5 protein-coding genes are annotated in these 24,357 nt (G+C 45.7%); 3 read left to right on the top strand and 2 right to left on the bottom strand.

The window, feature by feature from the left end; translation table 11 throughout:
- Window positions 1-47: 47 nt before the first annotated feature.
- Window positions 48-2,117, bottom strand: coding sequence for a DNA helicase IV (helD, locus tag OO778_RS17705; protein WP_074190580.1), 2,070 nt, complete (start codon window positions 2,115-2,117; stop codon window positions 48-50).
- 323 nt (window positions 2,118-2,440) lie between these two features.
- Between helD and yccS the strand changes: the two genes are divergently transcribed.
- The 3 genes from yccS to OO778_RS17720 all read left to right on the top strand — a co-directional run bounded on the left by yccS (window position 2,441) and on the right by OO778_RS17720 (window position 5,392).
- Complete coding sequence (gene yccS, locus OO778_RS17710) at window positions 2,441-4,594, top strand: YccS family putative transporter (RefSeq protein ID WP_005396670.1); 2,154 nt, start codon at window positions 2,441-2,443, stop codon at window positions 4,592-4,594.
- Window positions 4,595-4,778: 184 nt separating this feature from the next.
- Window positions 4,779-5,009: a hypothetical protein gene (locus tag OO778_RS17715; RefSeq protein ID WP_041853076.1), complete on the top strand. Its 231-nt coding sequence runs from the start codon at window positions 4,779-4,781 to the stop codon at window positions 5,007-5,009.
- An 80-nt stretch (window positions 5,010-5,089) separates the two neighbouring features.
- Window positions 5,090-5,392: a hypothetical protein gene (locus tag OO778_RS17720; protein WP_074190579.1), complete on the top strand. Its 303-nt coding sequence runs from the start codon at window positions 5,090-5,092 to the stop codon at window positions 5,390-5,392.
- 159 nt (window positions 5,393-5,551) lie between these two features.
- Here the strand turns inward: OO778_RS17720 and OO778_RS17725 are convergent, their stop codons facing one another.
- Window positions 5,552-23,500 (bottom strand): retention module-containing protein, encoded by a 17,949-nt coding sequence (locus OO778_RS17725; RefSeq protein ID WP_264912295.1) that lies wholly within the window; start codon window positions 23,498-23,500, stop codon window positions 5,552-5,554.
- Between the last annotated feature and the right edge of the window lie 857 nt (window positions 23,501-24,357).

Genomic DNA, 24,357 nt, shown 5'->3' on the forward strand with positions numbered 1-24,357 from the left:
GATACTGAGTATCGCCTTTATTGTTTCTAAAATTCAGAACTCTGCCTTCAACGCGAAGTGATGATCGGATAATCACCATTGACGAGCTCTTGAACAAATGCGGACCCAGCGCCAGTGTGCGTAATCCAAACTTTCTCTTTCGCACGCGTAATCGCCACGTAAAACAGCCTGCGCTCTTCTGCGTGAGGGAATTTGTCTTTGGACTCGGTCAATGCGCCATCAATGTGAATTTGCTTCTTCTTCGCAGGGAACTGCCCCTCATCCACAGAAAGAATAATGACAAAATCAGCCTCTCGCCCTTTACTCGCATGGCAAGTCATAAAACGAATATCGAGATTAGGAAAACGTCGCAACCAATCGTCATACAAGTCGGGCTTATGATAATGATTACGTCCTAACAATAAGACTGACTTGGTTTGCTTGGCTTGTTGATTCAATTGATCCAAGATCTTTTCAACTTGGTTACTCGGTGCGGTATGCACACTCTTCTGCTTACGTTGCTTGTGGCTATTTAGTGTTTTCGGCAATTGCGATGGGTTTTGCTGCACAAAAGTGTTTGCCACATCACCAATCTGATTGTTGAAACGATAAGTCGTATCTAGATGATGAACGGTAGAGTGAGCAAAGCGCTCTTTAAACCCAGTGATAAGATCGACGTCCGCACCAGCAAACTGATAGATGGCCTGCCAGTCATCACCAACCGCAAACAACGTCGCACCCGCTTGTTTCTGAGTGGATTCACACAGTGCTTCAATCAGCGCTAAACGGTCTGGAGAGATATCTTGGTACTCATCGACCATAATGAAGCGCCATGGAGAGACAAATTTCCCTTTATTTACATAATCTGTCGCACGACTGATCATGGTAGGGAAATCCACTTGATTGCTTTCTTTAAGCATTTTCTGCCACGCCGTAAAACATGGCCAACACAAGGCGAGTTCGCTGTTTAAACGAGTATAGTCTTGGTGATTTACCAACTTTTCTTGCACTTGCTTTTTGGTTAGCCCTACCGTAGCTAAGTGAGACAACTGAGAGTCTAGCCACGCGATCAGTTTTGGGTTTTCTGAGTGACTTCCTAACTCATCGTCCCCTTTTAAATAGGCAATCGGCCATTTGTCTAAATGTTTTTGCCAACGTTTAAAGTTAGTAGGCGTCATCCAATGCTTTTTCAGCCAATCTACACACCATGCCGTTCGCTGGTTGTCATCTAACGCCAACGGACTGATCTCAACAGGCTGTTGCTCAACTTGATTAAGTATATATAAGCCTAGTTGATGGAACGTATTCACACGCACACCGTCTGCGGCCATGCCTACTTTATCCACTAAACGCTCTTTCATTTCAGTCGCGGCATCACGACCGAAAGCCAGCATAAGCAACTCTTCTGCTTGAGCCTGGTGGCTTTGCAACAAGTATGCAACTCGAGCCGTTAAAACACTGGTTTTGCCAGAGCCTGCGCCAGCAAGGACTAAGTTGTGATCATCGTTGAGCAACACCGCATATTGCTGGGATAAGTTTAAAGGCGAAGATTCTATGCGATTAAACAGCACTTCCCAATTCGGACGCTCTTCCTCAAGCCAATCACGATTACGCTCACCAAGCGTCGCAGACGTATCAATAAGCCAAGGTTCGATTTCCGCCATGCGATTCGGCATCCGCATTTTGGCTTCTTCTAGAGTGGTTTTCATTTCGCTTAACTCTTGGTTAAGACTTTCCACCCAGGAGACCACTTGAGAGTGCGATAGATAGGCAGGAAGATGCTTAAGTTTGTAGAGCTCTTCTTCCCACTTAGGTAGATACTCAGCCAGTTTTCGGCACTGAGTATTGTGCCATTCTTGATACTGACGAACAGCTTCAAGAGCAAACTTACGGCATTGTGGCCACGGTAGCCCTTGTACTAGCCAGCTTTGTTGTTTGCCTTCGTGCTCATGAGCAAAAAACTGCAAAGAGCTCCATAACAACCCACGCTTTACGCTAACTTTGCCATTCCAGATCGTAAAAGGAATATGTTCTTCACTGCCTATTGAGCTTAATAAAACACTGTTCTCTTTTATTTCGACGTGATGGTACTCATTTTGAATAAAAAACTGTGCTTTGCTAGTGGCAGTGAGCTGCATGAAACGTGCGCCTTTTAATTTAGAAGTTGTCGATTTATATCATTTTAAGGCGCCAAATTGTAGCAATGGCGAGCACCTAAGTAAGCATCTTCTTTTATTCTTTAATAAAATTCACATTACTGTCGATTTAGTAACCTAAAGCTCATTCTATTTGAAGCTGACTTTACAATTATAGACACATTGCGTGGCTGCTTTAGTATAAGTCAATGACATCCCTGTTAATTTTATCAGCAACAACGAATTTTTCTTAAAGTAAATCATAAACGCGCTATAGTGGGTTTGGTAGTATTCCCCCGTTCTTCATCGGAAACATAAGGCGCATTGTGCAAGCAACTTCTAAATTTCGGCTCTACTGGGCAAACAAGACCATAAATTACAGCGTTCTTATCCTAATCACCTTACTGGGTGTGGTTATCCCGACTTGGTACTTCGAGCAAAACACGCTGATCACGCCTCTAATATTGGGCGTTATTGCAGCTGCTTTGGCAGAGAGTGATGATAGTTTCACTGGACGCATCAAGGCGCTGATTCTGACCTTTCTCTGTTTTGCGCTCGCCGCTTTCTCAATTGAAATCTTGTTCGACACCCCTTGGGCATTTGCATTAGGGTTATTTATCTCAACCTTTGGTTTTATCATTCTTGGAGCGATAGGTCCTAAATACGCGAGCATTGCTTTTGGCTCTTTGCTGATCGCCATTTACACCATGCTTGGCGCACATGAGAGTACTAACATTTGGTTTCAGCCACTGCTGCTTTTAACTGGTGCGGCTTGGTATTACTTCATGTCGATGATTTGGCAGATATTTTGGCCTCTTCAGCCTGTACAACAAAGCTTAGCCAATGTGTTCTTCCAAATGGCAAATTATCTCGATGCGAAAGCCAAGCTTTTTCACCCTGTCACCAACCTAACGCCACAGCCACTTCGGATTGAAGCCGCCAAGTGCAACGCAGCGACGGTGATGGCGCTAAACGCTTGCAAAGCGACATTACTAAACCGCTCGAAACGCGGCCACATTGATGGCCCTAGTGACCGATTCTTAAATATCTACTTCATCGCTCAAGACATCCACGAACGAGTCAGCTCTAGCCATTACCGCTATCAAGATTTAGCAACTGAATTTGAACGTTCTGATGTGCTGTTTCGTTTTAAATATCTTTTGGAATCTCAAGCCCAAGCGTGTCGCGATATTGCATTAGCGATTCAGCTAGGGAATGAATACTCACATACCGATCAGTCCATCTTGGCCTTAGCTGAAGTGCAAAATTCACTTGCTTACTTAGAAGAACAAAAGCAAGGACACTGGAAACGTCTGCTAATGCAGTTAACATATTTATTCAATAACTTAGCGACGGTAGAAAAGCAACTGAATAACATTAACAACCCAGATGTTGAGGGCCTAGAGGAAGATACGCTCGCCGATACTAACCCGCACACATTAAAAGCCATGTGGCAGCGTATATCCGCGAATTTACACAAAGATTCGATGCTGTTTCGACACGCATTGCGTATGTCGATTGCCTTGACGATTGGTTATGGAATCATTCAAGTATTCAACATCGACCGAGGTTACTGGATACTCTTAACCACTCTCTTCGTGTGTCAGCCGAACTACAGCGCAACACGTCAAAAACTGACAGCGCGAGTCATAGGCACTTTAGCTGGTTTGTTAATTGGCGTACCATTACTGACTTTCTTCCCTTCTCAAGAAAGCCAGTTAGTATTCATCGTTATTTCTGGCGTGATGTTTTTCGCCTTTCGGATGAACAATTACGGATACGCAACCGGTTTTATCACACTACTGGTCCTCTTCTTATTCAACCAGTTAGGTGAAGGTTACGCGGTTGTGCTTCCTCGACTAGCTGATACCCTCATCGGGTGTGTGCTTGCTGTAGGAGCCGTGCTGGTTATTTTGCCAGATTGGCAATCGAGAAGGCTGCACAAAGTCATGTCGGATGCGATAGATGCTAACAAACAGTATCTCGATCAGATCATTGGTCAGTATCGAATTGGTAAAAAGGACAACTTGAGCTATCGCATTGCTCGTCGTCAGGCCCATAACAGTGATGCCTCACTTTCTTCTGCCATCAGTACAATGCTTGCGGAACCTGGTAAATATCGTGCTGCCGTTGATGAGAGCTTCCGCTTCTTAACGTTAAATCACGCAATGCTGAACTATATTTCTGCTCTTGGTGCGCACCGAACTCGCATTGAAGATGAGTCAATTCATAAGCTCGTTTTAGATGCACACCGCTGTATTCATCAGCATTTAGACGTCCTCCATAAACAGCTTCACCAGCATTGCGAAGAGTGCGATTTATCTAATATTGACGATGCGGGACTCGAGCAACGCTTGAATGAGTGGCGAGATGAAGATGATAGTTCCGCTCGCATGGTACTGCAGCAACTTCACCTTATCTATCGCATGCTCCCAGAGCTACATTCACTTGCCAGTAAGTTTGCAGTGAGGGTGAACTAGTAACACACGCATATAAAAGGGAAGCGAATTGTCGCTTCCTTTTTTCTTTCTACTTTTCTATCTACCCCAAAGTGGGTAATTATGTACCTTCATAGGAAAAATCTGACGTATCACTTAACACACCTTGACAATGTTCGGACAAAAAGCAACCGATCAAATTCTAATCTATCTAGGTTGAATAAATATGTTGTATCCAAAGGACGAAGAATTTCGGGAAATGAAGGATAAACCGAATTACAACGAGGGTATTGAGATGAACGCACAACAATTTAATGAACTTAAACAAAAGCTCAGTGATTTAACGGCGAGTCAGTTGAAATCATTACAGGGTGAGATAAGCGTAAAGTTAAACAAAACACAAAACCCAGTACTTTCTGTTGAAGAAAGAGAAATGCTTTCTAAACTGTTTGCTTAATCAAATCATTGATATAAAACACTTGAACGTTTTATAAACTCCACCTATGCTCTCATTAGCATAGTATTGGGAGTGGTGATATGCCTGTATCAGGAATTCAATCTGGGCACCAAATTCTTCAGATGTCACAGCAGATGGCTGAAAAAGCCGCGCATGGTATTAATGATAATTTAGGTAAAGTGAAAGAAGAGATCTCTTCTCACAACATCGATTTGGCTAAAGTGGCAGATGTCGCAATAACCGCTTCAACTCCTAGCCTCCCTTCTCAAAAAGTTGAATCACTCATCAACCTTACGCAAGCTGCAGGTTACAACCGAGTGGGTGCGTCCGTCATTGAGAAAAACAATGAAGTCATTGGCAGCTTACTCGATATTCACGTCTAAAACTTCTTAGTTCCGACCTGTCACTACAAATCCGTAACAAGCCCTCTTTTGCTATCTAATGTTGTGCTATTTCGATTCAATAAGTCTCGATAAAAATCAATAACTCCCAATAAAAACGGACGCCTTGTTAAAGCCGCCCGTTTTATGTTGAATCCAGATTTATCCGTTATCAATAACACCGTGATTCAGCAATGACTCTACAATCTCATTGGAGCTAAGACCGTTGAAGTCTATCGATGTACCTAAGTTTTCCACAACAATGGTTTGCTGGACATTTGCATCCGTCGTAATGTTCAGAGAAACATTTTCTGTTGATGCGTCGTAATCGGCTTGAATGTGCGCAAGTAAATCATCAATACCTGCCGTTGGATCATTCAAATCAGCGATCACGTCTTTGAGGTCAATGGTGTCCTCATTAACGCTAAAGTCAGTGATGGTGTCAATCGCACCATTATCCACCGTGTCTTCTGTCCATTTAAAGATATCGCTACCCGCACCACCAGTCAGAATATCAGAGCCTAGTCCACCGATAAGCACGTCGTCTCCATCTCCTCCTAGGATATAATCATCTCCCGTACCTGCTGCTAAAGTAATGCCTGCATCACTACCAATAAGATAGCTGTCTTCACTTTCAGCGGACTGATCAATATCTTGATTATTTAGCGTAACGTTTAGATTAATATCTAATGGCGTTGAATACGCTTGATCACCATTTGATGCAGTAGAAACCGCAGTCAATGTAATATCGTAATCTCCCGGGATCGCATTATTGATGTGTAGCGTATCAATTTCATCTTCTGGAACAGTCCATGTTGTACCATCAAAGCTGATATTCGATGCTGTAGCTTCACTCGTGATAGTGGCTCCTCTTGGCACGCCAGTGAGCTCTAAGGCTAGTACTTCATCGACATCGGTCAACGCCGCCATAATACCCACCAGCGCGATGCCTTGACGGCTTGCACTTTGACTCGCACTAATTCTTTGAATGTAACTAAAGTTCTGATCAATGGCCAAGTTTGGTACGTCAGCGACAGGCGTTACGTTAATATCAAAAGTTTCTGATGTTTGTAATGAGGTACCCGTTAAGTTGTCATAGAAGATACCGTTGTCATCAGCGGTAACGGTAAGCGCAATAGAATTGCTGTTCACGTCACTGGCATCAATAAATACACCGACATCCGGATCCGTCGAAGCGAAAAGACTATTAAGCTGAGACAAGGTCCCCATCAGTACAGTTTCACCCGCTAAACCAACGCCTTGAGTAATGCCACTCCCAGCCGGGATAACGACACTTATATTACCCTCATCGATGCTGAGTGACACCGTCATGATTTCATTCTCATGAATACCTGCAAAATCAACATCGGTAATTTCGATACCTGAGATTTTTTGATCCGATGACTCCATAATCGTATTTGTGACCATTGAGCCATCAATCTCCGGAGCATCGTTAATCGCCTGCACTGTCATCACGGCTGAGCCACTGACGGTCTTCGGATCCGAGACTCCATTGGTCATGCCATCATCCGTAATATCGTAATTAAAGCTTACATCCCCGTAAAAATCAGGAGCAGGTTCAAAGCTCCACTCCGTTGAGCTCAGTTGAGTAAGCGTCCCTGCTGCAGGGTCGACAAGCGTAACATTGCTAACGGTTAAATTGTCCGACTCAATATCAACCGCATTAACCAGCAAGTCTGCTGCGGTAACAATAACAGCGCCGCTGTCTTCATCAATACTTGTCAACGTCACTTCCGATGTTGTTGGCGCATCATTCACCTCTGTGACTTCAATTACAAATTGGCTACTATTTGAATTGAGTGTTTCATCGACACCGCTAATCACGATACCTTCGTTGCCTTGGTCATCAACAGTGATATCGACATTGACGTTACCAAAGAAGTTAAGCGCTGGATTAAACTCTACTAAACCATCAGCGATAGCGGCGTTAAGGTCAGATACGGTTCCTTTCAGTTCAATTGAACCCGTGCCGTCTCCAGAAATCGTCAATCCGTAATTGGCAATAATCGATGGTTCGAGCGCCAAGTAACCGCTATCGACAGCAATATTCAAGACATACTCTGCGGTAGGATCATCAAGTACCGCATCCACATCCGAAATACCAAATGTATCCAGCAGGATAGCGTTGTCTTCTGGTGTTTCAACGTCAATGACATTCACGAAGTCCGGTCGATCATTCACCGCTTCAACATCAACAGCTACGTCAAACTCCTCGGCTGAACCTAAACTTTGGCGACCATCGAGCCCGGTATCAACGGCTTGCACTTTGAAATGCAGTGACCCTCCCCATGAGTTATCGTTTCGATCACCAGAATTAAAGACCACTTGATCCAAATCTTGAGCATCGATTTCTAATACGAAGACGCCATTTCCTTGATCAGTAAACACCGTTCCATCAGGTAATGAAACACTCGCCCCATCAGGGACATTTGAAATCTCAACTCTCAGCGTCTCTGGATCATTTTCCTGGTAGGTTGCGCCATCTCCGATGGACTCTTTGTTATCAACCACCAACGCATTGACGTTGATAACAATATCTTCTCCCTCATTCCCCGCAGCTGAAGTATCAGGATTCACATCAACATCATCGCCAATAGGATTCACAACCAGCGTAAAGTTATTAGTTCGCTCAGTTGGTACTTGTAACAATTCTTCTTGGATGAACACGGTAATGCCAATCTCTGCCTCGCCACTGAAGTTTTTCGGCGGTTTGATTTGGATGTCACTCAAATCAACGGATGTCTGAGTAAGGTCTTTTAGCTGAATACTCCATTCTCCTCCGCCGTTGTTCTTAACAACATAATCAGAGGAATTGGATTGCACGACAAAATCATCAGGGATCCCTGTTAACTTGAGTGAAACGAAACTTTCAGAGACATCATTATCGTTTAAGCTGATCGAAACCCCAGAGCCTGATTGATTCAACGAAATTAAAGTATCTTCGTCACCAACCACGGTAATTGGCTTCGTAGGATCGGCACCTGTAATCGTAATATCGTCCACCACTGGCGTAACTTCGAATGTCACGTCATCAGTAAAAGTTCTTATGTCGATATTATCGCCAGGGTTATTTAGGATAGACTGATCAAATACAGCCTCGTCCGTGATCTCTCCTTCGATATTAATCTTGACGGTGTTTTGTCCCCCACCTACGGGATAATTTTCTTTCGGCCTAAACAGAACATTATCAAGCGCACCCGCTAAAATCTCTGCTTCATTAAACTCAATACTTGTCCCTAAGCTATTGCCATTTGCGTCAACAAACTCCCCCAGTGTTGTGTCATCGAGCTCTAACTTGATGTTCGTTAGCGTTTCCTGACCACCTTGGATATTGTTATAACGGTCGGCAAAATCGACATTCAGATTAAGTTGGATTAAACCATCTTCATAACCCACACCATCCGCCGTTGGTACATCGTTATTTAGGTCATCAACGGGTTGTTTGTTCGCGTCTAAACCGAGAGTACCTGTGATATCCACTGTCACATTTGGTGTAACATCACCATCTAGTGGCTGATCACCCGCCGAACTCGGAACATCTGCAATCGGTAAAACCTGAACTGGAATTCGCACGTTGTTTTCTTTTTCGTCGCCAGACTCTGTGTCTTTGGTGACAAACCTCACAGGCAATTCAAAATCACCAGCGTAATCTTCCGCCAAGTGCATCGTTAAACCGTCCAAACCTGTGATATTGCCACTAGCATCAATATCTGCTTGGAAAACGTATTTACCATTGACAAAATCGATATCAGTGCCTGTTATCACCAAGCCTGGAGGAATACCGGGAGCGGATGGATCAATAACAACTGTCAAAACATCTTCCACACCATCCGCATTAATCGCATCGACTTTCGACGTCAATTGAGTGCCAAGGTCGATCGCATTATCTTCCGATGCTTCAATTTGGACGTCATCAGCCACCTTAATTTCAGCTGCAACACTTGTTTGCGGCGTGAGAACCGTCGGAAACTCAAGTGTCACGTCAGTTTCTCTTACTACTGTTGCGTCTTTTTCAACGGCATCTTCACCTAAATCGTTGACCTCGGCATAGATGGTTAACCCAATTTGAGATAGACCGCCGTTGTCACCATCATCGCTGTCGTCGTTTGGCGTTAAATCAAGACCGGAAGGCGCTTTAATCGAGAAGTTTTCTTCGTCAATGACTGTCCATCGACCGCCGCCTTCGTTCAATGCACCAACAATGACCAATTGATTGAGAATCTCAGGGTCGACATTGTGGAACTGAACAACAAGCTGAGTCACCACTTCATCTGAAGAGGCGTCAAACTCTTGGTATTTGATGATATTCGCACCAGACTCCCCACCCGTTGAAGTATTGATCGTAAAATCAATGTTCCCTTGACCGTCTGACTTCACGATGTCAGTGACAACGCCAGTGCTTTCAGTAACAAGCAAACGTGTCTGGGCGTCTAGCGATCCTGTTGTATTTTCTGGCTCAACGATTGGATTGACTTGGACATGCACCATGCCATTGATGGTTTTTTCTGCAATTCCCTGTCCTGGATTAGAAGCATCGACATATTCGTGGTCTATCTCTTTCACCGTCACCGTAGTATTCAAATCAAAGTCAGTACTGGAGTCTTGCTCTAATTGCACCTGGACATAACCACTTTGAGAGATTCGAGCAGAGAAGTCTTGCTCCGACTCGTTCGCTAGTGGCGAAAGTGTTAATGTTCCAGAAACCAATGTTTGTGCTACGCCATCGACATAAACTGTGCTGCCTGGAGGAAATCCAGAAATCGTCACATCACTAAAGAACTCGTCTGTATCAGGGCTTTGAGCCAACGTTGGCTTCCAATCAATATTAAAGCGTGTATCTTCATCACCTTCTGATTGAACCGTGTAGTTATCTTGCGCATCAATGACAGGAGCGACAATAATTCGGATCTCACCCGATGAGGTTCGACTGTGACCATCATTCTCTGTGACGATCGTCGTTGCTGTAATATGAATGTTCTCCGTCGATGACGCTTCCGGTTTAATAACAATTCCAGAATTAATATTCGCCGTGGTGATATTGGCTTCATAGATTGGCTGATTTTGCGCGTCATAGCCTACAAAGGTCAGATCGACGGATGCACCATCGCTATCAAATACCTCGACACCTGCCGGAATATTGGACAGCAGAACCGTAACCGACTCTGAGTGGTCATTCGGGTTATCTGGTAACTCGCCAGAGATGACACTAAAGCCCAACTCTACTTGACCATTCTCATCGATATTAGTCTCAATACCTCTTACATTGCCGTCATTAAACTCATGCCAGATCCCTGATTTATCATTCAGCTCAATAAATGGTATGTCAGCTACGCCTTTCACACCGACGATCACTGTTTTGCTGCCTAGTGACAAAATATCTTCGGCAACCCCATTAGATAAGGATGCCGTGTCTTTGACGATACCTTCAACGTTGAAAGTAAAGTCATCATTGCTGTGCAACGGAGGAAGCACTTCGACCTTGGCTAACTCAGATTCTGGCACTTCGTAATAGAGTACATTGCCGCTTGAATCGGTTACTTCTACGATTTGGCTTGGGTTTGCTGAATCAAGCCACACTAACGTAACGCCATCAATTGAGAAGTCAGAAATACGCACAAATAGTGCTTCAGAACCATCTAAATCCGCAGACGGCTTCATGGTAATCACTTCACTTAACTGAAGTGGATCATGATCCGTGACAGGATTGACGGTATCTTGAGTTCGAGCGTTATCCTCAAAGACATTGATTCGGTTGACCGTAAAACTACCTGGGTCCGCGATTGGGTTAACATCAATGATGATAGTTTCTGTCTCTGAACGTGCCGTTTCCTTCCCTGATAACGGATTGTTGTTTTCTGTTGTAATCGCGGTTACATCAATCTTGATTTCGCCCGAGAAATTATCGATTGGGTCAATTTGAACGTCACCAATTCGGCTGGCATCTACGAGATAAACACCACCAGTTTGTGGAATCGCACTACCATCCGAATAGACTAACTCTGCGTTACCTTCCCCTTGTGTAAAGACGAGCTCGTACACTATATCTTCAGGATTACTAGTATCCTGAGTTTCCGCCGTGATATTAAGTGCGACGTTGTTTCCGTCTTCATCGACAGAATAGTTAAACTCGCTGCTCGTCGTCCAAGTCGCAATATCTGCAACGGCAGCAACTTCAATGTCTAAACGACCATTAATCGTATGATCTGGCGTACCATTATTAAGAATTTCCACACGGATACGAGGATCGATACCAGAAGCATCGGTTGATGTATGACGATCTGGTACGAAGTACAAGTTATCTAACGAGACAAGCTCACCATTGAATGACTGCTCGACATTTGATGCGTCGAGAACAACCGTATTGCCCACAGATGTTAATTCAATGTAGTTGCCACTGCCGTCTCGGTAGTAGAACGTACCGTTGTGAGTATCAGCATCTCGAATAGTGATATCACCTAAGCTTTCGTTACGATCGATATCATGCAAATCGATAACCAAATCGACTTTCGCCGGTGTCACATCCAGCGTCGACAAGTTGTCCTGCGTATTTGCAGAGTCAACGCCCACAACGACACCATCACGCCCTTGGTCCTCGAACGCAATAACGGTAGACGTGTCAATTTGTGCATTGCGGTCTCTTATCGAGATATCCACATCGGCATCTGCGATATCGCCATCACCATCGGTTGCAACAACGTTGATGGTGAAATCAATCGAGTCGGTTTCTGTATGGTCAAGATCGTCATTCGGACGGAATGACACACTGCCATCAGTTCGAACAACCAAACGACCTATTTCAGTATCCACTCCGTCAAGAACCTTGTGAACAAATACGACTTGGTCGCTGCCGTTCAAATCGACAGAATCAGAATCAACACCGTTTTGCTTAAAGTAAATGCCTGAATCATCAGCCGAAAATGAAGTCACTTGTGCGCCGTCAGCACCAAGATCGTCATCACCTTCTACAGGGTCTTGGAATAAGTGAACCGTGCGGCTGCCTTGTCCCTCAACACGCGAAATAGATGCATCGTACAAGGTTGGAACATCATCGGTGATCGTCACTGGTAAGTTGATATCAGCCGTATCGCCATCAACATCGGTCGCGAAGACTGGGAGATCAAGTATAAGTGTATCTTCGCCTTGGATTGAGTGGTCTAGCACACCCTCAAGCGTAAACTTGTAAGAGCCGTCAGCGTTCAAAACTAGCGTGAATACTGAGTTTCCATCCGGAGTCTGCCCTTGATAAGTGTAGTTGTTGTTGCTTACTGCAGTTTGAACAAGTGTCACCGCTAACCCACCGGAAGTTACTCCTGGGATCGGGTTAGAAGTAAGATCCAACTGGTAAGAGACAACGGTATCTGCCCCCTCCACCGTATCGAAATTGCCCGTTGCTTCTAGGCTGTCTTTGTTGGTTGCCTGAGAGCCATTAGCGAGGTCATCCTCGTCAACAGCCAAAGCATCTGCTGATGTAATTTCAGGAATGTCATCAACAATGGTGATTGGAAGGTTCAATGATGATGACGTATCACCATCAAAATCTGTCACTGTAATTGGGATATCAATGACAAGGTTGTTTTCACCTTGAACAGCGTCATGGTCGATGGGTCCCAATAGTTCAAATTGGTAACTGTCGTTATTCGCATCAAGAGACAGCGTGAAGATCTTAGTTGAGGTGCCAGCAATGACCGCTTGGTAACTGGTTACACCACCAACCGAGCTCACCACATTCAACTCGATGCTGTTGCCGTTTGAAGTTAAGCCAGACACAACCGCATTGAGGTCAGAAACTTGGTAGCTGACTATCTCATCCGCGCCATCAACGACTTCAAATCCACCAGTTAATACCGTTGAATCGCCACTTGTCGTGTCTGAGCCACCAGCAAGATCATCTTCATCAACGGTTTGTTGGCTAGAGTCTGTCACTTTCACAATCGCTGGAACATCGTCCACCACAGTGATCGGCAAGGTGATGTTATTGGACACATCGCCGTCAAAATCGGTCGCATTGACTGGGAAGTTGATGACTAACGAGTTTTCATCGTTACCCGCAGGATGATCAAGTGCACCCAACAGTTCAAATTCATAACTGTCTACTGAACCATTTAGCGTCAGTTTAAAGACGGTATCCGTCGTACCTTGTACATAAGCTCGGTACTCAATCACACCGTTTGAATTTGAAAACTCAACCAATTCAAGCGGCTGACCGCCTGAGGTAAGTCCTGATACAGGTGACGTCAAGCTATCCAACTGGAAGCTAACGATAGAATCAGCACCATCGGTAACGTCAAAGTTGCCGCCAATGATATTGGATTCTGGCGTATCGTCTGAACCTTGGCTTGGAATATCATCCTCATCCACAGACAAGGTACTACCAGAGCTAATAGCATCAATGGTTGGCTTGTCATCTACGACAGTCACTGGCAAGGTCGCAGTGATGGTATCGTTGTCGCCATCTGTAATCTTCACAGGTAGATTCAACAAAATCTCATCAGAGTTAACCGCGTGATCTAACTGACCAGATAACTCAAAGTCGTATTTACCATCTTGATGAAGTGTCAACGTGAAGACAGTCACTCCACCCGGAGTTTGTCCCACGTAAACAAGCGCGTCAGCAGTTGAAGCACCAACGTCTTGAGAAAGTGTTACCACTTCTCCACCCGATTTCAGATTCGGGATAGGATTTGAGCTCAGATCTAATTCGAAAGAATCAATACCATCTGCGCTAGTGACTTCGAATTCACCTGATACCGTTAACGGCTCTTTAGTGCTATCAGAACCAAGAGGTAAGTCATCTTCGTCGACACGTAGACTTTCAATATTGGTAACAACTGGAACATCGTCCACAACGGTAATTGGCAATGTGAAGGCTGGAGAAGTATCACCATCATTATCTGTCGCGGTCACAGGGAGGTTAATAATGATCTCGTTTTGATGATTACCATCTGGGTGATCAAGCGGCTTCTGTAAATCGAACTCGTAGGAATTGTTCGTTGCATCCAACGTCAGTTCGAACACCACTTCAGCAGGATTGCCAGAGACACCTTGGTATACGTTCACGCCGTTTGCACTAGAAGACAAAACTAAGGTGATAGCATCACCATCTGAAGTCAGAGAAGCAACAGGCGTGGTCAGGTCACTCAGCTGAATAGAAGCAACTTGGTCAGCACCTTCGGTGATATCAAAAGTACCTGAAATAACAGTATCTTCTGTACTTGCAGCATCAGTGCCTGCTGGTAAGTCATCTTCATCAACGGTTTGTTCGCTGCCTGCTAGTAAACCATCAATGGTCGGAACATCATCCACAACCATAATTGGTAAGGTGATGTTGTTCGACACGTCTCCATCAAAGTCAGTCGCGTTTATCGGCAAATTGATGACCAGTTCATTTTGGCCATCAGCATTTGGATGATCGAGAGGAGCAAGCAAATCGAACGTGTAGCTATCATCAGAAGCATCAAGGGTCACACGGAATACTGGTGTCGTCGTGCCATCAATACGAGCTTCGTAAACTGAAACGCCACCTGCGTTTGAGACTTCAACCATGACCAGTGATTGACCACCAGAGGTCAGGCCTTGTACTGGCGTCGTTAGGTCAGAAACACCATACTCTACAATGCCATCAGAGCCATCAGTCGCGATGAAGTTACCGGCAATGCTGTTCGACTGCGTACCATCAGATCCAACTATTGGGATATCGTCCTCGTCAACCGTTTGCACACTTGTTGCTTCGATGCCACCAAGCGTCGGCTTGTCATCAACAATCTTGACAGGAATTGTCTCAACTGACGTGTCGCCATCAAAGTCTGTCGCAATAATTGGGAAATTGAGTGTCAGCTCATCGCTATCAACAGCATGGTCGATTGGCCCTTCAAGCGTAAACTGATAGCTACCATCGGTATTCACCGTCAGCGTAAAGACCGCTTCACTCCCCGCCGTCGCCTCGTAAGTAAAGCTACCGTCGCCATTTGCGATTTCAGTCAGCGTGACGGCCACACCTTGTGATGTAAGGCCAGCTACTGGTGTTGCAGAAGCGTCAAGCTGATAACTCACCACTCGGTCCGAGCCTTGTGTGGTGGTAAAGTTGCCATCGATTGAAATCGGGTCAGTTTGGTCTGAGCCAATCGTGCCTAAGTCATCTTCATCAACGGTAATCGCATCAACATCGGTAATGGTCGGTTTATCATCCACGATGGTGACTGGGATCGTTTCTGTGGTGGTATCACCATCAAAATCCGTTGCGATGATTGGGAAGTTCAGTGTTAACTCATCACTGTCTGTCGCATGGTCGATTGGACCTTGGAGCGTGAAGTTGTATGAGCCATCCGTATTAACGGTCAGCGTGAAGACAGCATCGGTTCCCGCAGTTGCTTCATAGGTGTAGCTACCGTCGCCGTTTGCGGTTTCAGTCAGCGTCACTGCCACACCTTGTGATGTTAGACCATCAACTGGCGTTGCAGCAGCATCCAATTGGTATCTTACTACCCCATCAGAGCCTTGCGTTGTAGTGAAGTTGCCATCGATTGAAATTGGATCTGAGCCGTCAGAGCCAACCGTCGCTAAGTCATCTTCATCCACGCGGATCGCGTCTACGTCAGTGATGGTTGGTTTATCGTCAACGATGGTGACAGGCAATGTTTCTGTTGAGGTATCGCCATCAAAATCTGTCGCGATAATAGGGAAATCGATTTGTAGGCTGTCGCTATTCACCGCATGGTCTAGTGGGCCTTGCAGAGTAAAGGTGTAGCTGCCATCTGGCTTCACCACCAATTCAAATACGGCATTGCCATCTGCTGTGGCTGTGTAAGTAAAGCTGCCATCACCATTTGTTGTCTCAGCAAGTACGACAGGCTCACCATGAGAGGTCAACCCTGCTACTGGATCTACTGTTGCATCAAGCTGGTATTTAACAACACTGTCCGAGCCTTCAGTTGTGCTGAAAGAACCCGACATGAACGCATCATCGTTTTGGTCTGAGCCAATTGTTGCGAGATCATCTTCGTCCACCGTGAGTGGAACAACGTTGTCAATGGTTGGAACGTCATCAGTAATCGTGACGGGAATGGTCGCGGTCGTCGTATCGCCATCAAAATCTGTTGCAATGATTGGGAAGTTTAGAACTAATTCATCGCTGTTTAACGCATGATCAACCGGCCCTTCTAGACGGAAGTTGTATGTGCCGTCTGCATTCACGTTCATGGTGAAGACAGGATTGCCATCCGCGGTAGCCACGTAAGTAAAGCTGCCATCGACATTCGCAGTCTCTACCAAAGTAACAGGCTCACCTTGAGAAGTTAAACCTGAAACAGGATCAGCCGTTGAATCAAGTTGGTAGCTCACCACTCGGTCTGAACCTTGAGTAGTCGTGAACGAGCCTTCAACAAACACAGCGTCAGTTTGGTCTGAGCCGATAGATGCGAGGTCGTCTTCATCCACAGCCAGAGGCACAACATTATCGATGATTGGTGCATCATCCGTGATCGTGACTGGAATGGTCGCCGAAGTCGTATCACCATCAAAGTCGGTGGCAATAATTGGGAAATCAATCGTCAGGCTGTCGCTGTTGGCGGCATGGTCAATCGGGCCTTGCAGCGTAAAGTCGTACGTACCATCTGTTGCGACATTCAACGTGAAGACAGGATTGCCGTCAGCGGTGGCCACATAGGTAAAACTGCCGTCACCATTCGCGGTTTCCACCAAGGTAATCGCCTCACCCTGAGACGTTAGCCCCGCAACAGGATCTGCTGTTGAATCCAGTTGGTAGCTCACCACTCGGTCAGAGCCTTGTGTGGTCGTAAACGCGCCTTCAACGAACAGATCGCCGCCTGGGTCTGAGCCCACACCGCTAAGATCGTCTTCATCGACACTCAACGCATCCACCGCTGTAATGGTCGGTACATCATCAACAATCGTGACTGGAATGGTTTCAGTAACGGTGTCGCCATCAAAGTCGGTTGCGATAATTGGGAAGTTAAGTGTCAACTCGTCACTATCCACGGCGTGATCAATCGGCCCTTCTAGCGTGAAGTTGTAAGATCCATCAGTATTCACTGTCAGCGTAAAGACCGCTTCAGAGCCCGCGGTTGCTTCGTAGGTAAAGCTGCCATCACCGTTTACAGTTTCAGTTAATGTGACCACCACACCTTGCGATGTTAAACCGTCAACTGGTTTTGATGAGCCATCTAACTGGTAGCTCACCACTCGGTCTGAACCTTGTGTGGTGGTGAAGTTACCATCAATAGAAATTGGATTGCTTTGGTCTGAACCGATTGACGCGAGATCATCTTCATCAACCGTAATGGCATCTACGTCAGTAATAACTGGCTTATCGTCCACGATGGTGACCGGGATAGTGGCATTTGTGGTGTCACCATCAAAGTCGGTCGCGATGATTGGGAAGTTGAGCGTTAACTCATCACTATCAACAGCATGATCAATTGGCCCTTCTAGCGTGAAGTTATAAGAGCCATCAGTGTTCACTGTCAGTGTAAAGACCGACTCGGTGCCTGCTGTTGCTTGATAGGTAAAGCTGCCATCGCCGTTTGCGGTTTCAGTTAGCGTGACTGCCACGCCTTGTGATGTGAGTCCAGCCACTGGTGTTGCAGAAGCATCGAGCTGATAGCTCACTACTCGGTCCGAGCCTTGTGTGGTGGTGAAGTTACCATCAATAGAAATCGGGTCAGTTTGATCTGAGCCAATCGTGCCTAAGTCATCTTCATCAACGGTAATCGCATCGACATCGGTAATGGTTGGCTTATCATCCACGATGGTGACTGGGATCGTTTCTGTGGTGGTATCACCATCAAAATCCGTCGCGATGATTGGGAAGTTCAGCGTCAGCTCATCACTGTTGGTCGCATGGTCGATTGGACCTTGAAGCATGAAGTTGTATGAACCATCCGTATTAACGGTCAGCGTGAAGACAGCATCGGTTCCCGCAGTTGCTTCATAAGTGTAGCTACCGTCGCTGTTTGCAGTTTCCGTCAGCATCACTGCCACACCTTGCGATGTTAGGCCATCAACTGGCGTTGCAGCCGCATCCAATTGGTAGCTCACTACCCCATCAGAGCCTTGCGTTGTAGTGAAGTTGCCATCGATTGAAATTGGATCTGAGCCATCAGAGCCAATCGTCGCTAGGTCATCTTCATCCACACGGATTGCGTCTACATCAGTGATGGTTGGTTTATCATCAACGATGGTGACAGGTAGTGTTTCAGTCGACGTATCGCCATCAAAGTCTGTTGCGATAATCGGGAAGTCGATTTGCAGGCTGTCGCTATTCACCGCATGGTCTAGTGGGCCCTGCAGAGTAAAGGTGTAGCTGCCGTCTGGCTTCACCACCAATTCAAATACGTCATTGCCATTTGCTGTGGCAGTGTAAGTAAAGCTGCCATCACCATTTGCTGTCTCTGCAAGCACGACAGGCTCACCATGAGAGGTCAACCCTGCTACTGGATCTGCCGTTGCATCAAGCTGGTATTTAACAACGCTGTCTGAGCCTTCAGTTGTGCTGAAAGAGCCCGACATAAACGCGTCATCGTTTTGGTCTGAGCCAATTGTAGCGAGATCATCTTCGTCTACTGTCAGTGGAACAACGTTATTAATGGTTGGAACGTCATCAGTAATCGTGACTGGAATGGTCGCGGTCGTCGTATCGCCATCAAAGTCTGTTGCAATGATTGGGAAGTTCAGTACTAGCTCATCGCTGTTTAACGCGTGATCGATTGGCCCTTCCAGACGGAAGTCATATGTACCGTCAGCATTCACATTCATGGTGAAGACAGGATTGCCATCCGCGGTAGCCACGTAAGTAAAGCTGCCATCGGCATTCGCAGTCTCTACCAAAGTAACAGGCTCACCTTGAGAAGTTAAACCTGAAACAGGATCAGCCGTTGAATCAAGTTGGTAGCTCACCACACGGTCTGAACCTTGAGTGGTCGTAAACGCGCCTTCAACAAACACAGCGTCAGTTTGGTCTGAACCAATGCCTGATAAATCATCTTCGTCTACAGCCAGAGGCACAACATTATCGATGATTGGTGCATCATCCGTAATTGTGACTGGAATGGTTGCCGTGGTCGTATCACCATCAAAATCGGTGGCAATAATAGGGAAATCAATCGTCAGGCTGTCGCTGTTTGCTGCATGGTCAATCGGGCCTTGCAGCGTAAAGTCGTACGTACCATCTGTTGCTACATTCAACGTGAAGACTGGATTGCCGTCAGCGGTCGCCACATAGGTAAAGCTGCCGTCACCATTGGCGGTTTCCACCAAGGTAATCGCCTCACCCTGAGAGGTCAGCCCCGCAACAGGATCAGCCGTTGAATCCAGTTGATAGCTCACCACTCGGTCAGAGCCTTGAGTAGTGGTAAACGCACCTTCAACGAACAGATCGCCGCCAGGGTCGGAGCCCATACCGGTAAGGTCATCTTCATCGACACTTAACGCATCCACCGCTGTGATGGTCGGTACATCATCAACAATCGTAACTGGAATGGTTTCAGTGACAGTGTCGCCATCAAAGTCGGTTGCAATAGTTGGGAAGTTCAGTGTCAGCTCATCACTATCAACCGCGTGATCAATTGGCCCTTCTAGCGTGAAGTTATAAGTGCCATCCGTATTCACTGTTAGCGTAAAGACCGCTTCAGAGCCCGCTGTTGCTTCGTAGGTGAAACTGCCGTCACCGTTTGCAGTTTCAGTTAATGTGACAGCCACGCCTTGCGATGTTAAACCGTCAACTGGTGTTGATGTGCCATCGAGTTGGTAGCTCACCACTCGGTCTGAACCTTGTGTGGTGGTGAAGTTACCATCAATAGAAATTGGATTGCTTTGGTCTGAACCGATTGACGCTAGATCATCTTCATCAACCGTAATGGCATCCACGTCAGTAATAACTGGCTTATCGTCCACGATCGTCACAGGGATCGTGGCATTTGTGGTGTCGCCATCAAAGTCGGTCGCGATGATTGGGAAGTTCAGTGTCAACTCATCGCTATCTACTGCATGGTCAATTGGCCCTTCAAGCGTGAAGTTATAAGAGCCATCAGTGTTCACTGTAAGCGTAAAGACCGCTTCAGTACCCGCTGTCGCCTCGTAAGTAAAGCTTCCATCGCCGTTTGCGGTTTCAGTTAGCGTGACTACCACGCCTTGTGATGTGAGGCCGTCAACTGGTGTCGAAGAAGCATCGAGCTGATAGCTCACTACTCGGTCCGAGCCTTGTGTGGAGGTGAAGTTGCCATCGATTGAAATCGGGTCAGTCTGATCTGACCCAATCGTGCCTAAGTCATCTTCATCAACGGTAATCGCATCGACGTCGGTAATGGTTGGCTTATCATCCACGATGGTAACAGGCAATACGATTTGGCTTGTGTCACCATCGAAATCGGTAGCAATAACGCTAAAATCAAGAGTTAAACTGTCGCTATTTGCCGCATGGTCGATTGGACCTTGCAGCTCAAAACTGTACGAGCCGTCGGTATTCAAAATAAGTGTGAAGACTGCACTGCCATTTGCCGTTGCGCTATAAGTGTAACTGCCGTCTGCATTTTGAGTTTCGGCAATGGAGACGGTTTGACCTTGAGATTGCAGGCCATTTAAAGGATCAGCGTTTACATCCAGCTGATACTGTACAACGCCATCAGAGCCCTGAGTTGTCGTGAACTGGCCTTCAACCAGCGTTGGCTGTGATTGGTCAGAGCCTACCGAACTTAAGTCATCTTCATCGACGGCAAGAGCAACAACGTCGTTAATGGTTGGCACATCATCAGTAATGGTTACCGGTAGAACAAGTGAACTGGTGTCACCGTCAAAGTCCGTTGCAACAATCGTGAAATCCAAGGTTAGGCTATCGCTACCCACAGCATGATCGATTGGACCTTCAAGAGTAAATGAATAAGAACCGTCAGAGTTCACTTGTAAGGTGAAGATAGCGTCCCCTTCTGCCGTTGCAGAATAGGTAAAGCTGCCATCTGAGTTGACAGTTTCCGTCAGAGAGATAGATCGACCCTGTGATTCCAACCCATTGAGTGGATCAGTGCCGCTCTCTAATTGATAACTTACAACACGGTCTGAGCCCTGAGTCGTTGTGAAACTGCCTTGCGCGAGCACAGAATCGCTTTGATCGGAGCCAATGCTTGATAAATCATCTTCGTCGACGGCTAGTGCATCAACGCCATCAATCGTAGGAACGTCATCTTGAACTTGAATGACAATTTGCGCCGCTTCTGGTGTGTTCGAACCTTCAGTAATCGAGGAGCGGTCGCCATCCGCATCTACCGCATAAACTGGCAGTGAGAAAGTGAGCGAGTCATCGTTAGCACCCGTATGGTCGAGTTGTTCATACAAGTTGAATTGGTATTCGCCCAATGCAGGGGCATCAATCGCCACATCAAATACGGTAATACGCACGCCATCCAGCTCGATGAAGCCCTCGTAAGTACGCACGCCGTTACTCTCGGACGCTAATTCTAGTTGAACAACCTGCCCTTGAGATTGGAGTTCTCCACCAACATTAAACTCTGTAGGTTCCAACTCATAATGGTCAATGATGTCACTACCGACCGCTGTCGTGATCGACCCAGTGCCACTTGTTACTACCGCGCCTTCCTGTGAACCTTGGTCAACACCCGCTTCGTCTAAAGACAATCCCGTCACGTTTTCAATCACTGGATTATCGCCATCAAGGATGGTTAACGTAAAGGTGTTGCTTGCCGTATCTTGGTCGAAATCGACGATTGTGGTTGGCAAAGAGAGCTCAATCGTATCTTCACCGTTTGTTTGTTCTAACGGCTTAAATTGCTCAAATTGGTAGGTGCCATCGGTGTTCAGACTGATGGTTAAGACGGTTTCATTCGAGCCAGCAATGTACAAGGTGATAGTACTGCCGTCTTCAGAGAGTACCGCTTCTGTCGCCTGATTATCACTCAGTAGGCCATCGAACTGACTAAGCCCTTCTTGATTAAACGTGACCGTTGCCAATTGATCACTACCAATATCAACAAAGGTGCCAGTAATCGGAGTAGAAGAAGATTCAACGTTTTCGAAAGTAACGTTTTGCGGCGCCGGATCATCGCCATCAATAACGGTTGTCGTGAAATCGATAGGTGCTTGAATACTGTTACCACCAATATCTGCGCCTGTAATGTCAAAAGCGATATTGATTTGATCACCGGAGATGGAAACTTGACCATCAGCAACAGAAGCGACATGGTCAATGCCCTGGCTAATCGTGGTGACGACCTCTAACTCTAAATCACGGCCTAAAGATGTCGCTTCGATCTCTATACGAAGCACTTCGTTACCTTCTTGAGTGCCGATAATGGCATTTTTCGCTTCGTCATAAACGAACGCCACTGGCTGACCACCAGAGGTAATATCACTGTTAAGCTCAGTTAACAAAGACTCTAAAGAAGACGTTTCGGGTACAAATGAAGCGGTATCAAGTGCGAGATCCCCTGCTTCAACCAGCACACTAGAAGAAATGGTTTGCGGATAGCTTGATAGAGAAATTGAGCCTTCTGTTACGCTAGATTGCAGTGATTGTCCGCCATCGGCAAAAATAGTGACATCCAAATCATCAGCTTCATCGCGTTCTTCTACACCGCTACGAGTCGCTGACGTCTCAAAAAAGGTGGAGGCAAGTACTTCCGGATTATTATATTCAACGGTCACATAGCCAGCATTGGCTGAGCCTTCAGCGCCAGCACCAGCAGCCGTTGCTTCCAAAATAGCAGTCGGGTCAGCACCATCTAAAATGGCCTGTTGGATAGCCGCGACATCATTAGCGTCAAAGTTAGCACCTTCGATAGCTGTTGGATCGAAAGTAACCTGGCCATTAACTGGAGATTGCAACAAGGTTTCTGGTTGTTCAAAAGAAGGTTCTGGAAGGCACGCGACACAATTAGCATCAATCAGATACAGCTCATTATGTATCTGTACATCAAGAGAAGCGTTATTTTCAGTAATGATCACTTCGCCAGATATTAACTCATCCCCCGCTTTTATAGACCTGACTTTTCCATCCAGACCTAAAACCAAGACTTCACCTTTGACAGCATTTACAATCGCGTTCTGCGGCACGGTTTGCGTACTCATCTGACCTCCGCTAATGGCCTACGTTTCCCATTAACCTTTTTAGATAGTTTTTAAATGATTTAGTGCGGCATACTGCACACCTTTAGACGATTAGACTAAGTATCAACTCATTAAACAATCGATAAATGGCGCACTAATGAGCAAAGTAAGTAAAACTTACTAGTAGTCACAGAAATGTGACACATGTCCTAACGCCGCAATATCGATTAATTATATGAAATTGATATCTTATTCCGTATAAGTGTAGTCGTTTTAAAAAAGAAGATAGATGAAAACGCTCAGCTAAACGCCAAACTACCGGTTGCAATCAATAATGGAAGAAAAGCAATAAGAATGTTGTATACACCTGAACGTGATGACAACTTAATCAATATTGGTGACGAGAAAAACGTGACGATTGAATATTGAATGACATAAATCGTTGGACAAAATATAACCATGAAAATGTGGCTCACAATATGAATTCCCGAGCACCACGAATTCGGCTTTGTCCTGATATACAGTAAAAAAAATACGAGCAAGCTAATAAGAAAATACATAAACATCACACTTGAAAATAATTATCATTTTCAATCATATGTAAATATTCCCCCACTTTCAATGATGTGAGAGCTATTAATACCATCGTTATTATCAATCAACACAATAAGTAAAATTATCAGTAATTCCCGTCCTAAACGTTTGCGTAATCGCTAACCTTCTCTTAACCTTGATTTGAGGCTTTTATCACGGTTTTTCCATTGATATAGTGCGTCCATACAACAAAAAAAGACCATTCGAGGCATGGAGCTTCCTCATTAATCTCAAGATGAGAAGAATTGGTACCGACAAAATTCGGCAGATTTTAAGAGGGTCAA

The organism is Vibrio sp. STUT-A16, from assembly GCF_026000495.1.
Classification (GTDB): domain Bacteria; phylum Pseudomonadota; class Gammaproteobacteria; order Enterobacterales; family Vibrionaceae; genus Vibrio; species Vibrio diabolicus.